The following is a 15,934-nucleotide window of genomic DNA, read 5'->3' as shown; positions in this document are numbered from 1 at the left end:
TTTTACAATATAATAATTACATAATGAATATTACCTATTATGCAATTATCCTCTCACTTCATGAATCTTATCCTTGTATATTTCAAACCACTGTTGCCATTCATCTTTAGAAAATTCTTTCTCTTCTCCTTCTAAAACGAAAGAAAAAAGATTTAAACAAATATGCCAACCAGCTACATCTCTCGGTGTATGATCTGTTAATTCATGAATGTACTCTTTAAGAAGTAAAAGAGTACCATTTTCCTCATTATGTATTTCAAATCTGACACGGTCTTTATCCCAAGTAAATTCAAGTACTGAGTTTAGTTGACACTCTAAAATATCAATATTTATGAATGAACCGTCCATCATGTCGAACTTTATTATTCCAGCAGTTTTAAGGCTTTCAATCTGTAAATTGGGCATCCATTTTTTCAGCTTACTGTTTTCTGTTAATACAGACCAAACTTCTTCTGCCGTATATGGAAATTGGCGTTCAAATTTTACAATATATCCATCAGTTAGTTTCCTAATTTCAGCTATCATTTTGATTGTCTCCTTATATAGAATATATGTTCCCATTTCATTTTACACGAATATAAATATAAAATAAATATTTATGTCAACGAAGTGTTAATTTAAAGTGAATGGTGCTGAGAAAAACTTAAATATTTTCTAAATCGAGTTATATAATATTGAAAATTAAATATAGATTTATGTACAAATAAAAAAGCCGCATTTGCGACTTATGAAATCATAGGATTAACTCCTTTTTTTGTTGAATGATTAGCGCTTAATCGCATCGACAATTAGCGATGGAAAACCAAGTTTATCGCCTTTATTTCTAGAATCATACCTTTTCGAACGGAAAATAAGACCGTCGTTTGCATCCCATTCGTTGTAATAAAACCGACCATTTTCATCACAATATTCAAGTAAAACTACCTCGAATCCAGCAGTTTCAAACATTTTCGTTAATGTTATATAATTATGAACGATTTTATGACTTGCTGCTGGATGATCTTTCGGACCGGGGCCCCCTATTTGAACTATATTTTGATATGCCTCATCCTGAAAGAATGCATCAGGGACTCCGCACCGAATATAACCAGATGGTTTTAAAAATTCATAACAAATTTCAGCTGCTCTTACACCTTCTTCAAAAGTAAGGTGTTCCCATACATGCTCAGCTAAAATAGCTGAAATAGAGTTGTATTCAAATCTTTCTTCCCACGTAGCTTTATCTAGTAAGTTAAGTTCATCTTCTTGCGTTTGAATCCAACCTGGATTATTATTAAACACTCCAGCTCCGACAACTATTTTAATTTCGTCTTGTTTTATTGCCACCATGTTCACCTCTTAAATATTTTAATTCATTAATATATTCTATGTTTACTATTATCCTTCCTCCTTTAACAAATTTAGTACCATGAGTCCAGTACAATACCGAACTCATGTCCTAAAAACTCTCTAACGTAACGAGCTGTCTAACTCTATAAAATTAGTTCATAATATACGATTTTTCTTACAGAAATATAGCACACCAAACATTAGCATAATACCAATTACGTAAAAAATTGTTGTTCCGCTCCCACCAGTATTAGGAATTACCCAATTATTCTTCGCATTTTTCACTGTTATTTTTTGTGTCTTTACTGCTTCTGTAATTTCTATTTCTATTGGATCCCTAAGTAACATATATCCGTTTGGCGCTTTTATTTCTTTTATCGTATATTTTCCAAGTACTAATTGACTGGAAATCACCTTTCCTTTTTCATCCGTTGTTAATCTAGCCACTTCTTTACCCTCTTTATCTAAGACTTGAAATATAGCGCCTTGTAGTTTTAAATTGATATCCTTATCATCAACTTTCTCAATTTCAAATTGTCCAGTCGGATCTGGTAATTTCTTATTTCCTATTTTAATTTCTACTACTGCATCTTTTTCTACTTTTACAGTTATTTTTTCTTTTAATAATTCGTAACCTTTAGGTGCTTCTACTTCCACTAAGGTATAGTTTCCTATTGGTAAGTCTTTTGATACTACTTCTCCTTCTTCATTTGTCACTAGTTCTCCAACTATTTTTCCTTTTGAATCTTCTATATGAAACTTTGCCCCTGCTAGTTTTTTATTTTTATCACTTATGTCTACTTTCACAAGCTTCATTTTCCCCATTGGATCTGGCAATTTCTTATTTCCTATTTTAATTTCTACTACTGCATCTTTTTCTATTTTTACAGTTATTTTTTCTTTTAATAATTCGTAACCTTTAGGTGCTTCTACTTCCACTAAGGTATAGTTTCCTATTGGTAAGTCTTTTGATAGTACTTCTCCTTCTTCATTTGTTACTAGTTCTCCAACTATTTTTCCTTTTGAATCTTCTATATGAAACTTTGCCCCTGCTAGCTTTTTATTTTTATCACTTATGTCTACTTTCACTAACTTCATTTTTCCCATTGGATCTGGCAATTTCTTATTTCCTATTTTAATTTCTACTACTGCATCTTTTTCTACTTTTACAGCTATTTTATCTTTTAATAATTCATAGTCTTTTGGCGCTTCTATTTCTACAAGGGTATAGTTTCCTTTTGGTAAGTCTTTTGATATCGCTTCTCCTTCTTTATTTGTTACTAGTTCTCCAACTATTTTTCCTTTTGAATCTTCTATATGAAACTTTGCTCCCACCAATTTTTTATTATCATTATTACTATCAACTTTTTTTATTTTTACTTTTCCAGTACTAGGCTTGTTCCAATGTTGCCAGTTAAATTTGAAATTGTGAAATTCAAATCCACCAGTTTGTTGTACCGCGCCGACAAATGCTTGTCCATTAATCGAGCCGCCTTTTGTTTCTAATACAGCATTTGGGGCAAACACACTCCCAACGACACCATATCCCTCTGTTGTAATTTTTTTCGCATTTGGAAAAACCCAAATCACTTTCCCGTATAGCTCAGTAAACGGGGAATTAGGAGAATATGGTTGTGATGTAGGAACTATATCTGTAGCCCTTCCAATATTGTTCGTGTCATATAGAATAGATCCATTTTTAAATGTAACCTCTGTTGCATCCGAATACATAACAATAAAATCTTTGTCCTTAGCATTTGGTAAAAATACATCTCTTATATCTAAATTAATTTTCCCTGTCAATTCTGATGAAACATAAATATTAGGATTGTTTATATCTTTTCCGATTCCATGACTCATATTTGGAATTGGGGTATTTGTTTTATATTGACCTGCATTTTTACTGACTTGGTTCACTATATTGCGAAATTCATTAAATTTCGCGTCAATTTCTAGTTTTTCTTTATAAACGATATGATCATAAGAAGATTGTATGATGCGATCTGGATCACTCTCTTTTGTCATTACGACTATTCCGTTTTGAATGATAAAAGATTCTTCTCTTGATTTCTTAAATTTTCCAGACAATAACAAGGACGGATATCCCTCATCAACCCATTTTTCACCTACTATATTAGATGTTCCCGCTGCAGCACCTACAATTGTATACCCCGATGCATCCATATCACCTTGAACTGCAATTGCTCCTTCAATGTCGCCACCTATTGCTTTATGGTTACCAAAGACAACTGCATTATAACGCGATATATCACCTAGACCTTCTAAGTTTGTCGTGGATCCATATGCTTCTTGTGGTACATATACGACAAAACTTACACTTAACATTAACAAAACAATACAATGAATACTTACCAGCTTTAATCGTAGCCTCAATTCCTTTGTTCCCACCTTTACCGTATTTTTTCTATAGTTGAATAAAATGACATGTTTATCAATGAGGATTTACTTCATTCCCTATATACCTTCTTTACTTATCTCTGAATTTCCGGTCCCAATGTCCATTAATGCAGGATAAATAAATACATTCTATCGAGTTAACCTTTTCTTATAAATTACGACTAGAAACACACATAACAATAGGATTGGAACTATTACAGTCCACTTATTAAATATAAATATCTCTGTACTCACTTTTTGTTTTTCTTTCTCGTTTAACTCCACACGCACACCTCGAACTAGCAATCTATTGGTGTTTACTCCATAAGGCGTACACGTAATTAAAGTTGTATAATCTTTATTTTCTACAATTTGTAGATCGTCCGTTTCGTGTGGTAACACTACTTTAATTTGATCTACTTTATAAGCAAGAACTTTGTCTAAAGAATGAATATAAAAAAGATCTCCTTCACTCAACTTATCTAAATCTGTAAATAATTTTGCTGATGGTAAACCACGATGCCCTGTTAAAATAGTGTGCGTATTTTCTCCACCTATCGGGAGCGAAGAAAAATCTAAATGACCTATCCCGCGGCTCAATACTTCCTCAGATGTCCCTTGATAGATTGGCAGTTTTATATTGATTTTCGATATTTCAATATACCCCATTACATCTCCTAAATTTAACGCATCAGCATATGCTTGATGATTACTTTTTTTTTCAGAAAATGGATCAGTAAATGTTTTCGTGGAAGTGTGAACTTGTTTATTATATTCGGCTGCTTCTTTTTCCCTACGTTCGACTTCTTTCTTTTGTAGCGCTTTGATCTTCTTATCGTAAGAGCTAATCTCAGAATAATGTGCACGAGTCGCCAACCAATTACTAATAGTAGGATATAAAAAAACACCTAATCCAAATAAAAAAATACCTCCCAAAACAAGATTTCGTTTCATATTTCCACCTCTGTATATGCTTAAATATCGAAAAGAGGGAAGCATTTTGCTTCTCCCCTTTTCCCATAGTTACATGTTCCTAAAATCTTAATTATTAGCAAACTTTTTTCTAAAGAAAACAAATGCCGCTGTAACCATTAACGTAAGGCCTATTACAGTAAAAAGAGTCGTTCCTATGCCACCCGTTACCGGAAGAACCCATCCACTTTTATTATTTTCAATCGTTAATTTAACCGTTTGATTATTTTCGCTAATCTTTACATCAATGGGATCTTTTAATAATTGATAAGAAGCTTTTGTACCATCTTCTTTTGTATATGTTGGTGCTTTCGTTTCAAAAATTTGATAGTCTCCATATGGAATGTTAGACCATTTAATAACACCATTTTCATCTGATACACCTGTTACTTCTTTTCCTGCTACAACAACTATTTTTCCATTTTTATCTTTAAGTACAAACTCTGCACCTTTTAATTTATTCTTATTAGCACCATCAATTTTTGTTAACTCAATTATTCCAGTTGTCGGAACAACAACTACAGGTTTAGATTCCTTTTCTCCAATTACGTCATTTTTATTTGTAAAATCAATTTTTGCTGTATTTAAAATTTCCGAACCAGATGGTACTCCTTCTTTTACTTGAGATTTAATTTGCAAATGAAATTCTTTTTTACCATCTAATTTTGTGAAATCTTTTACTGTAGCTGTTACTTTTTGACCTTCTATAGCTACCTCTACAATGCTTGCATTTACTTCTGCTCCATCAATTTTCACGATTGGCTTTCCTTGAATCACTAAACGATTATCCAAAGTATCTGTTACCACATATTTTTTGTATTCCTTAATGTCTTCTGGAATTAATATTTTAATATCATAATTATAATTAGTTAACGGATTGATTGGTAACGCTTCCAATTTTCCGTTAATCTTTTTATCAATTATTGGTTCTTCATAGTTTTTCACTTCTAATTTAACTACTGTACCAGAAGTAATAGTTCCATCTTCATTAATTGTTCCGGAGTTCTTAACAAAAAACTCACGTTTAGTTGGATCTATTACATAGCCTTTCGGAGCTTTTGTTTCTTGGAAATAGTATTCTCCATACACCAATCCTTGCACGCGAATATGACCATTAGCATCTGTTACTAACTCTTTTTTCACTTCTGTACCGTCTTTTTTAAATAAAGAGAATACTGCACCTGCTAATGCTTTTTCATTTACACCAGTTTTTATTAAATCCACTGCACCACGTTTAACCTCATTTTTAGGATACATGTGAACATCATAGTTTAGCACCTTACCCTCTTTATTCGTTAATGGGATATCCACTGTATACGTATTGGGATTTAGATTAACATGTGGAGGTCCTGCCACTTCTTTCACCTCATAACGTCCTAGCGGAAGATCTTTTAATACAGCTTGTCCGTTATCATCTGTTACTACTTGCGTTGGAGTTGCTCCCATTACAGGTTTCACATCTTCTTTCACGATTTTCCCATCGTTTGAAATATTCTCAAAAGACGCAACCTTTTTCACTTCAAACGTTACACCTTTTAATGGTTTCGCATCTTTTGGCACCTCTTGATTTGCAGAACCGTCACCTTCTAGTCCCTGCGCTCCATCTTTTTCTTGTTCATACTTATGAATCGTTAAAGTACCTTTAGATGGTGAATCTGCCTTTACTAATACACTAGACCATGTAGAAAATGTTAAGAATAACACTAAAAGCACACTAAATATTTTTTTCATTTCTCTTATCCCCTTTACTACTTCTATCATTTTAAAAATCTCTTTATTACTATTACCTTCTTAAAAGCAATAGTGTGCCAAGTATCAGATTTAAACGAATAACATAAAACATAGTCGTCCAACAATCCATTGTTTACAATCACTTATTCACTTTTCTTATCTTCTATTATTACGTTGTCTCTCCACATGATATATATAATTTTCTCCCCTAAATTACACTTATATCTCTACTTCAAAAATCATTACATTTGTTACATAATAGCTTTCACTGCTAATTTCGACTAGTCACTTACTGTCAATCTATTAATTTCTCACTTCCTATCCCTATTTAAAATCCAACCTTAATCATTTTTAATACATATAAGTAATAACCAACAAATAAGTGTGACGATTCATATTTTACGCTACTGTCCAAAACTATTACCTGTATATTCAAATAATATGTGCTATTCATGTTAAATTATGGTATTATTCTTAGAAGTTTATAACTTTTATTTATATTTTTTATTAATAAAGATTTTCCGTTTCTACTTATGAAAAAAGGAATATATGTTTATTTAACTATTACGCATAACTGTAAGGAGGAAGAATATGACTAAAAAGCTCAGTCTAGTTGAGATAGAGTACATTTGCAATATGTTTTTCCAATCTTTTGAAATTCCAGTTTGTTTTTTAGATTGTAACAAAAATATTCTTTTAGAATTCACATCAAAAAATGATTCACACTCGTTGTATACATCAAAAATAGAACAGTTACATGTGCTTTTTCAGAGAAATGATACATATAATTCCCCCATCTTCAGAACTCACGAACATCTAGGGCACTTTATTTTAATTCACATAAAGAGCGATTATATGGTGAACGGTACTGTTATTATTGGGCCCTTGGCACATGTAAATTTTTCTACAAGTAAAACGGATAGTAACCTTAATTTCATTCCAAATTATAAAAGAACAAGAAACCATTATTTTTCATTGTCAGTCAAAGATCAAAATTTCTTTGTAAATATGGCAATATTGTTCTATAACATTTTCTATAAAAAAATTTCAGATGTAAGCACCTTTTCAAATAACAGTGACTCACTTCATATAAGTCATAGCAGAATCTTAAACGAAGATGTATATATTTCAATGCAAAAAGACGAATCCGTTTATCATAATTTATATATAGAGCAGCAACTGCTTGGTTCTATAGAAAACGGGGATAAAGAAACCGTACTCAAATATTATTACGAATTCCAACAAGAGACTCTTTCATCTTTATCTTCATTCCATCAATTAAGACGTCATAAAAACATTTGTATTTCATCCATCACGCTCGCTACTAGATATGCGATAAAAGGGGGACTTCCATCTGGGATTGCTTACAAAATTTATGATTTACATATTCAAAGAACAGAAGATTTAAAAGACAAAGAATCTGTTTGGGATTTATTAAAAAATGCTTTTTGTACCTTTGCAGACCGTGTAAAGGCACAAAAAACACAGCAACATTCACAGACTATTGCTATTTGCAAAAACTACATTTTTAAAAACATTTACAATCCAATATCCGTTAAAAAACTTGCTAAATTTGCAAATGTGAATTCAGATTATTTATCTATATTATTTAAAAAAGAAGTCGGTATTTCATTAATTGAGTACATTCAACGTGAACGAATCGAAGAAGCAAAGAAATTATTAACTTTCACCACCTATCCCTTATCAGACATATGCGCTTCGCTTAATTTTAGCGATCAAAGTTATTTCACTAAAATTTTTAAAAAATTCACCAATGAAACACCTGGTAAATACCGAAAATCTCATGTTGTCATTTAGAGTGACACTTCCATTAAAACAAAGTGTTTTCAGTAACTTATCAATGGCAAATTAGAAGTACTCCTATATTCATGAGCTATAGGATTTATGCTATTTTCAAATCAAAAAACACGTTACTATTCTTTTATTTTAATGAGAATAGTAACGTGTTTTATATGTAATATAGTTCTGTAGACAGAATAGTATCCAACTGCAATTTTTATAAAAGCCAAATGTACCGCTTAACTATTAAAATCTTAATAAGTAAAAAATCCATATTTCGTTTTATTTACTTTCTACTTTATTTCTTTTGAATACTCAACTCTTTTCTTCAAACGAATAATCCCTACTATTATTTTTGTATCTTTCTAAATTTGCGAATCAAAGTGAGTACTGTACCTGCAATAATCATCAATATGCCGATTGCTGCACTGTTAGTTGTACTTACACCCGTCTTTGGCAGCTCCTTATATGTATATTCTTTTTTATCGGTATTACTGTTATTTGAGATATTATTGTTATTTGTCTTATTAGCAAGACCATTAGGTTTGCTAGTTTCTTTATCTTTCACTAATACTTTTTGTATTGTATTTACCTCATTACCCTCGGAATCTCTTACACTATATATTATTTCATAAGTACCAGCTTTAGTTGCATCTATAGTTCCTTCATACGCTACTTTAGAAGTAAGGTCACCGTCTTCTTTGTCAGTAGCTGATACTCCTACCAACGGATCAAATTGATCACCCTCAGTAATTGAAGTTGTAGCAGGTACTTTTAGTATTGGTTTATCATTTTTAACTTCTTCTCTAACTTTGACCGTTACAGTTTGCTTTGCCGTTACTTCATGACCGTTAGAATCTGTAACCGTGTACGTTAATATGTAAGTACCGGCTTTAGATGTATCTACTTCACCATCAACTTTGATTTTAGAAGTGAGATCACCGTCTTCTTTATCGATAGCTAATACTTCTGCCATTGGAACAAATGAATCTCCTACATGAATTGTCGCTCTAACAGGCACTGTTAATTCAGGTTCTAAATCTGATGTTTCTCCATTTTTCTCTACAATTACAGTCTGTGTTGCCGTTGCATTCCGCCCTTGAGAATCAACAACCATGTATTCCATAATGTATGTACCTGATTTTGAAGTATCTACATCGCCTTTATGCTTTACTTTATTTGTTAAATCACCATCTTCCTTATCAACAGCTTTTACATTTCTCATTGGATCAAACGTATCTCCTACACGTAGTGTAATGGTAATCGGTACAGTTAACTCTGGAGCTTGGTTTTCTACTGTTTTTTCGTTTTCTTTCACTGTTCCTGTAATTTTTGCCGCATCAAAAGCATTTTGGATTGCTTGAACTTCAATTGAGTTCGTTCCATATTTATTAGTTGCAACTGTAAGGCATGCCAATCTCAATTCAGAGAAATTAGAAGTCATGTTTAATTCATCAGTATTTGCATAATAGAAAATATCAAACATTTTATCTTCACCAATACCATTTACATTTACACCGTTATGAGTACCACCTTGTGCAATTAAATACGCAACTTTATTAATAATACTTGAGTTAAAATGAACGCCTCCATAATCCTCTCCATTTAAATCATTATATTTACTATAATCATCAGGATACGGTAGTCCTTCTGAAAAATTAATTGCAGTTGGATTTTTCATATTACGAAAAGTCGATCCAGTTTGTTCTCCTATTGTCCAGTTAAATTCCCCATTATTTATGTATTTCTCTATAGCCGTTCCCATAATATCAGATAATGCCTCGTTAATCGCCCCAGATTCTCCTGAAAATTCAAGGTTAGATTCGCTTGATGTAACTGCATGTGTAAATTCATGACCCGCTATATCGAATGCTTTTACCATAGGATCTCCATATAAAAGCATACTAATGTTATTAATATTAGTACTAAATGCATTCTCCCAATTTTCAGGATCATTTGTTCCTCCAGAATCCCATGCATGTACAACTGAAACTACTTTTTTTCCTTTATTATCAAAACTATTACGCTTATATTTTTCTTTATAAAAATCGTATACCTTTGTTGCTAAGAAATGAGCGCTTACCGCCTTTGGATCATTAAATGTTGTTGAAACGCTAGTTGCTAGTATACCAGGATAATAACTTTCTTCATTTGTAATATCTCTATAATTTACATCATATGTCTCAATTCCTTGTCCTCTTGTGTAATCAGCAAGCGCATAATTCCCATTAGTCTGTTTAGAAATACCAAATGTACGAGTTACGCCTAAATCATCGTTTCCTGTTCCAGTTAATGATGTGAAATTGTTAGTTTTATTTTCCTTAACGGATTCAACATACTCTTCACTTATTTTCAAACTTGATTCTTGTACCATATCTTTTAACATATCACCATTATGAGCATTCACTAAATAAGTTCCAGATACATAATTTGGTGTTGTAGCAGCAAATGTAACTTGATATGCGTTGCTAGCCTGCCCATGATTTTCATCAACAAAAATAACTGCCTTAACTTCTGGCTCTGAAATAAATTTAGTATCGTTTCCGTACTTTTTATAAATATATTGTTTTGCTTCTTCTTTTGATAAATTAATAGGTTTCTTTAAATCTTCTTGTGTTAAATTTTGTGCGCTAGCTCCTGAAATGCTTTTAATAATACCTTTTTTATCTACGTGAGCAGTCAACTGGTGGCCATATACTTCTTTTCCTTCATAAATTTGTTGCATGCGCACAAGTGTAGTTCCATCATAAGAACCACGTTTTTGAAGAACCTTGTAATCTACTCCTGTTTCTGCACTAACTTGTTTTGGAGACAAAGCATGCTCCGTATTTTCCTTAAGTGCATCTTTCACTACATTCTCTGGTGCCTTTTTTGATGGTTGTGTAAGATCACCTGTACGGAACGAATCCTCTTGAATTTCAACTTGCATTTGACCAGGTTCCTCTGCATGACCTACTCCATATGATGTTACACTTGTTAAGACGAATCCTGTTGTTAATGCAACTATAGCTATTTCTTTTTTATTTCCCATGATATTTACCTCGTATAAATTTCTATTATTTATATGAAACTGCTAAAATGTATACAATCTATTCCTAACATAAAAAGATGACTTTTGTAATCTACAAAAGCCACCTCTTCAATATGTAATATCCCTAAAATGTTTTTAATACATAATTTCTATACAAAAAGAAAAAAGCATTCATTAACGAGCATTTTGCAATACTTTTATTAGGTCATTTATATTTTCAACTTTCTGCTGAAACTGATCAAGTCTGCTATGTAGCGATGAAGGATTTTTATCTTCAGTTGAAATAACTTGTTTTAATTCGTTTTCTAATTTATCATACATATCAAAGAAATTATCAAATTCTACACTTACAAGCTCTTCATTTTCGCGATAGAATCTTTTTGCTTCTATATAAGTCATATATGATTTATTTAAAAATCCTAATGAAATTAAATATTTAGAAGTATTTTCTTGATAAATAGCAATATCACATGCCATTTTAATATCAGAATAAGTCTTTTGAACGAGACAATGCAATTCAAAAATCTTAAACTTTAATCCATTATTCATTTCATCCCCTCCCATCGTATCTATTCTACATAAAATTAGAATATTATACAAAGAAAATTATTAGTATGAAATTGACAATTAAAAAATAACTTAAGGATAAACAAACTCCCTCGCATTATAAATTATAGTTACGGAGCATTTACCAACATAACAGCAAAATAAAAAGCGAAAAGAATAAATCTTTCCGCTCTTAGAGTAATAAATACATTTCATATTGTGCTAAAGAATTCTTTTCAAATCTACATTTCTTTAAAAAACCCTCCAGTAAATTATTGTTAGGAAACCCAATTGATAAACTTGATAAATGTAATTCTTCTCTTGCTACTTCTAATAATTTCATCCCAACACCAATATTTCTATAATCTTTATCTACGAAAATAAAACTAATTTTACCTTGTTCATTTACACATAGAGAGCCTTTTAAGTCATTAGTGACATATGCACCATAAAATACATTATTTGTTTTTTCGATATAATCAACATCATTTTGCCAATTTATATGGAAGTTTAACCATTTCTGAATTTCATCTTTAAAAGTTGGAAATTCTAATTGTTTTACTTCAATATCCTTACAATCTTTATTCATTATTTTAGTCAAATCATTTAAATTATAATAAGAAAGATCGTAAACTTTTTCATAGCCCAACTTATTATAAAAATGAATCGCTCGGTCGTTTCCTACAATGACTTCGAGAAAAAGTTGCTTACATCCATGTTGAATCGCCTCTTCTTTATGCAGTTCAAATAATTTTTGACTCACACCAATACCGCGGTAATTAGGATGAACCGCTAATGTTCCACAGCGCATAGTCTTTATACTTTCATAATCCTTTATACCACCTAGTATTACGCCAACAGATTTGTCACCGTCTAAAGCAAGAAAAGAATGTTCTAGCAAATTACCTTCTGGTCCCAAAAAACGTTGTATAAAATCCTCTTTTGAAACCTCCATCTTAATAATATAATCGGAAAATCCATCTTTAAAAGCTTCATATACTAAATCAATATTCACTTCACTACACCTTTTATATTGAATCATATAAAATTGCCCTCCAATTGCTTGTAATAACCTCAACATGTACCCATATAATATATTCCATCTATTATAAATTCAGCTCTTAATTTGAAATGAACGGACATTTCCCTACATATAACTTACTATTAATTTGTTTTATAACAAACAGTGCAATATCTCCATTTTGAATTTTAATTCCTGGCATATCCACTAAACTCTCTTTTATATTTCCTATACCATTCCCCTCTATAACAAATGGTAATCTAACAACCGTCCAATCTACATCACTACTTTGGAGAATTTGTAACTCTTTATATTTATCTTGCATCATTTTTGGTAAAAATAATTTAAACAAGTTAGCCCCCATTTTATTTACAATCCCTTTCTGATCTCCAACAACATTTATAGAGCCACCAGAAATAAGAATATAACGTTTTATTTCATATTCCTTCATTACTTTTAAAATATGCTTTGTAACTGTACTAAAAATATAAGATTCATTTTTCGGTTGACCGACAGCATTAATCACAGCTCTACAACCTTGAAGTAATTCCTGGATTGAAGAAAAATCACGGGCATCTCCAATGATAACCTCTATATTCTCATTATTTATCGGCATATTTTTAGAATTTCTCGTTAATATTTTCACTTGAAATCCCTGTTCTACCGCTTCATTTATGAGGAATTTCCCGACTTTTCCATTCGCACCCAAAATAGCTATTTTATTTGTAGTTTCCAAGCTTAAAACCCTCTAACTATCTATTATTTACTACATTAATCTCATAAACACGTAAAAAAGCAATTAAATGCTCACATGCTCTTTCACATGCTAGCATTTTAAAGATTTTTTGTTCCTCTTTCGTTTTATCATTAGCCTGATCTGAAGCAGCTTTTAAACATAGAAATGGTTTTTTATTTATTTGACACACATAGGCGAAAGCTGCTACTTCTTGATCAACTGCCAATGCTCCATATACGGTATGGAGTAAATATCTCATTTCCGAACTACGAATACGTTGATCTCCTGATAAAAATGTGCCGAAATGTATCGGATCATACGATCGTATTTTTTTTATTCTTCTTACAAGTGATTTTGTTGTTTCAATAGGTGCTGTTCTACCGTTATATAAATTAAAAACATCTTCCCCTGAACCAGCAGCAGTAACATCGTGTTGTATTGCGCTTAGTGCCACTACAATATGACCGTTTTGCACCTTGTTTGATAAACTTCCGCATATTCCTGTCATAAACAACTCATCTGGCTGAAACTCACTAATTAACAATTGTACACAACTAGCGCAGCTTACTTTACCGACACCAGTAACAACTGATATAATTTCCAGCTCATTAATAGTATGAAAATGAAATTCCCAAGCTGCTCTTTTTTCAACACGTTCACTCGGATAATGTTGATGCAAATACGTCAGTTCTGGTTCCCATGCAGATACAATTGCAATACGTTTCATTACACGCTTCACTTCCCCTATTGTCATTTAAATAAGTTATCTATACTTTCTCGTTCATAATCTGGAATCCATTCTTTGTATTTCTTATATAAATCTCGTATTATTTCTTTATTCTTCGCAATTACTTCACATCCTCTATCATCATACATAAACATGACAATATCTTTCGTTTCATTTATGAGAAATACATCTGGATAAGAAATTTCTTTTTTTCGTCCAAATCGAGGATACAGAGCAGAGAAATCCTCGTGATTAGCAGCTTGTATAAGCAATTCATACTTAATATCTTCGCAAGACATTTTAAAGAAAAATGATATGTACAATATAAAGTGAAACTTTAATCAGTGGGGGTTTTGTTCATCCCCACTGATTATTAGTTGAACCAATCGGGCTTTTAGGGGCAGTTGATTCCCACCTACCTTCTTTGCTTTCGCTGAATTTTGAGGTGGGGGTCTTACTGCCCGTTAATGCGGGATAAATCTGCTTCTTCATCTTCAAATAGAAACGGTAATGTTTCTTGTCTTATATGAAATCTTAAATCTCTTTTCTTAATATATTTATTGTATACATTTATTTTCTGTGGAGTTTTTATGTTTTCCTTTTTAAATCTATAAACATTTGTCACTACAAATACTACATCTTCTTTTGAAAATATGTCTTCAAATAAGAATTTATTATATGTATATAGTTGAGAAAAGTATTCCATATTTAAATCGTCGGTTCCTTTTACAATTTGATTTTTATCTTTTCCGAAATCAAAATGTAAATGATTTTCCCACTGAGATAATAAGTAGGGTCCTAATGTAACTCCTGGAAATGCTTGATTCATATATTCTTTTAATTGCATTTCCTTGTCCTTTCTACTGTACAATTCTTTTTAAATCCCAATATGCTTCTTCTAGCCACGGGTGTATAACTTTCAATGTATCTTTCCTTTCCCACAAATATGAAATATATACAAAAGCTGCTTTTTCCAAAGATTTTTCCAATCCTTTTTTTATTTCTATTAAATATGGTGGTGTCCCCTTTTGATCCCATTCTATTTTATCTGCAACAAATAATACTAAATCCATTTTCGTTGCATGTTTACGCAACGTTGTATGGCAACAAATTGCATTTAAAATTTCTTCATCTTCTACTTTAAATATTTCTTTTGCGATTACTCTCGATAATTTTTGATGAATAATCATAGGAAATTTTCTTTCTGCTTCCACTATTTCTACCCCAAATTCTTCAGCAACTGCAATCCGCTCCTCGTTCGGAAAAATTCCACTAATATCATGTAAATATCCTGCAATTGCTGCTTTTTCTTTATCTACGTGAAACTTTTCTGCAATCTTTTTTGCCTCATTTGCCACACGAATTGAATGTTTATATGTAAACTCTTTATTATATTTTAGTAGAAAAGCTTTAATATCATTGTCTATTTTTCCAGTTGGAGTAAATAAATATATATCATTACATAACATAGAAAATCCCCCTTATAACTAACTTCCATTATAATGTAGAATCTAAATATCCTTTTTATTTTATATTCGATATTAATCTTTTTACTCCTTTTTAATACGTTACATGAAATTTTATACAGAATCATCGCTACAAGTACATAAATGTTTGATATTATAGTAATGTTGATGATTTGTA

12 protein-coding genes and 2 pseudogenes are annotated in these 15,934 nt (G+C 31.5%); 1 reads left to right on the top strand and 13 read right to left on the bottom strand.

The window, feature by feature from the left end; all coding sequences use genetic code 11:
- Positions 1 to 45: 45 nt before the first annotated feature.
- From QCI81_RS26470 to QCI81_RS26450, 5 genes are all read right to left on the bottom strand, one after another.
- Positions 46 to 525 (bottom strand): SRPBCC family protein, encoded by a 480-nt coding sequence (locus QCI81_RS26470; protein WP_000559863.1) that lies wholly within the window; start codon positions 523 to 525, stop codon positions 46 to 48.
- Positions 526 to 765: 240 nt separating this feature from the next.
- Positions 766 to 1,329 (bottom strand): class I SAM-dependent methyltransferase, encoded by a 564-nt coding sequence (locus QCI81_RS26465; protein ID WP_146632280.1) that lies wholly within the window; start codon positions 1,327 to 1,329, stop codon positions 766 to 768.
- Positions 1,330 to 1,485: 156 nt separating this feature from the next.
- On the bottom strand, positions 1,486 to 3,723 hold the full coding sequence (locus QCI81_RS26460) for an MSCRAMM family protein (protein ID WP_353810925.1): 2,238 nt from the start codon (positions 3,721 to 3,723) through the stop codon (positions 1,486 to 1,488).
- 153 nt (positions 3,724 to 3,876) lie between these two features.
- Entirely contained in the window at positions 3,877 to 4,680 is an 804-nt protein-coding gene (locus tag QCI81_RS26455) for a class C sortase (protein ID WP_075719284.1), read from the bottom strand.
- A gap of 87 nt (positions 4,681 to 4,767) precedes the next feature.
- Positions 4,768 to 6,429, bottom strand: a complete 1,662-nt coding sequence (locus tag QCI81_RS26450) for a SpaA isopeptide-forming pilin-related protein (RefSeq protein WP_081366300.1) — start codon at positions 6,427 to 6,429, stop codon at positions 4,768 to 4,770.
- Between the two features lie 591 nt (positions 6,430 to 7,020).
- On the opposite strand from QCI81_RS26450, the gene QCI81_RS26445 reads away from it, so the two are divergent.
- Complete coding sequence (locus QCI81_RS26445; protein ID WP_071730581.1) at positions 7,021 to 8,247, top strand: AraC family transcriptional regulator; 1,227 nt, start codon at positions 7,021 to 7,023, stop codon at positions 8,245 to 8,247.
- A 331-nt stretch (positions 8,248 to 8,578) separates the two neighbouring features.
- Here QCI81_RS26445 and QCI81_RS26440 read toward each other — a convergent pair whose 3' ends face one another.
- The 8 genes and pseudogenes from QCI81_RS26440 to yqeK form a co-directional block, all read right to left on the bottom strand.
- Positions 8,579 to 11,260, bottom strand: a complete 2,682-nt coding sequence (locus QCI81_RS26440) for a M4 family metallopeptidase (protein WP_071730582.1) — start codon at positions 11,258 to 11,260, stop codon at positions 8,579 to 8,581.
- A 174-nt stretch (positions 11,261 to 11,434) separates the two neighbouring features.
- A complete protein-coding gene (locus QCI81_RS26435; protein ID WP_001059026.1) occupies positions 11,435 to 11,809 on the bottom strand; it encodes a hypothetical protein in 375 nt (124 codons plus the stop codon).
- A 190-nt stretch (positions 11,810 to 11,999) separates the two neighbouring features.
- Complete coding sequence (locus QCI81_RS26430) at positions 12,000 to 12,848, bottom strand: GNAT family N-acetyltransferase (RefSeq protein ID WP_071730584.1); 849 nt, start codon at positions 12,846 to 12,848, stop codon at positions 12,000 to 12,002.
- Between the two features lie 79 nt (positions 12,849 to 12,927).
- Positions 12,928 to 13,563, bottom strand: a complete 636-nt coding sequence (locus QCI81_RS26425; RefSeq protein WP_071730585.1) for an SDR family oxidoreductase — start codon at positions 13,561 to 13,563, stop codon at positions 12,928 to 12,930.
- A gap of 16 nt (positions 13,564 to 13,579) precedes the next feature.
- On the bottom strand, positions 13,580 to 14,317 hold the full coding sequence (locus tag QCI81_RS26420; RefSeq protein ID WP_002101023.1) for a phosphorylase family protein: 738 nt from the start codon (positions 14,315 to 14,317) through the stop codon (positions 13,580 to 13,582).
- A pseudogene (locus QCI81_RS26415) lies at positions 14,314 to 14,618 on the bottom strand (DUF3885 domain-containing protein); the annotation flags it as partial. The gene QCI81_RS26420 and the pseudogene QCI81_RS26415, both read right to left, overlap by 4 nt.
- A 150-nt stretch (positions 14,619 to 14,768) precedes the next feature.
- A pseudogene (locus QCI81_RS26410) lies at positions 14,769 to 15,137 on the bottom strand (DUF3885 domain-containing protein); the annotation flags it as partial.
- Between the two features lie 13 nt (positions 15,138 to 15,150).
- Complete coding sequence (yqeK, locus tag QCI81_RS26405) at positions 15,151 to 15,759, bottom strand: bis(5'-nucleosyl)-tetraphosphatase (symmetrical) YqeK (RefSeq protein WP_071730587.1); 609 nt, start codon at positions 15,757 to 15,759, stop codon at positions 15,151 to 15,153.
- Positions 15,760 to 15,934: the final 175 nt, after the last annotated feature.

Origin of the sequence: Bacillus cereus group sp. MG20 (assembly GCF_040459885.1) — a bacterium.
Taxonomy (GTDB): Bacteria; Bacillota; Bacilli; order Bacillales; family Bacillaceae_G; genus Bacillus_A; species Bacillus_A cereus.
This window is presented reverse-complemented; position numbering and strand designations above follow the sequence as displayed.

What these genes read in the sequence shown, in the direction of transcription:
- QCI81_RS26435 (WP_001059026.1), bottom strand. Translation starts at nt 11,809, where the DNA reads ATGAATAATGGATTAAAGTTTAAGATTTTTGAATTGCATTGTCTCGTT.
- QCI81_RS26430 (WP_071730584.1), bottom strand. Translation starts at nt 12,848, where the DNA reads ATGATTCAATATAAAAGGTGTAGTGAAGTGAATATTGATTTAGTATAT.
- QCI81_RS26455 (WP_075719284.1), bottom strand. Translation starts at nt 4,680, where the DNA reads ATGAAACGAAATCTTGTTTTGGGAGGTATTTTTTTATTTGGATTAGGT.
- QCI81_RS26420 (WP_002101023.1), bottom strand. Translation starts at nt 14,317, where the DNA reads ATGACAATAGGGGAAGTGAAGCGTGTAATGAAACGTATTGCAATTGTA.
- QCI81_RS26450 (WP_081366300.1), bottom strand. Translation starts at nt 6,429, where the DNA reads ATGAAAAAAATATTTAGTGTGCTTTTAGTGTTATTCTTAACATTTTCT.
- QCI81_RS26440 (WP_071730582.1), bottom strand. Translation starts at nt 11,260, where the DNA reads ATGGGAAATAAAAAAGAAATAGCTATAGTTGCATTAACAACAGGATTC.
- QCI81_RS26445 (WP_071730581.1), top strand. Translation starts at nt 7,021, where the DNA reads ATGACTAAAAAGCTCAGTCTAGTTGAGATAGAGTACATTTGCAATATG.
- QCI81_RS26470 (WP_000559863.1), bottom strand. Translation starts at nt 525, where the DNA reads ATGATAGCTGAAATTAGGAAACTAACTGATGGATATATTGTAAAATTT.
- QCI81_RS26465 (WP_146632280.1), bottom strand. Translation starts at nt 1,329, where the DNA reads ATGGTGGCAATAAAACAAGACGAAATTAAAATAGTTGTCGGAGCTGGA.
- yqeK (WP_071730587.1), bottom strand. Translation starts at nt 15,759, where the DNA reads ATGTTATGTAATGATATATATTTATTTACTCCAACTGGAAAAATAGAC.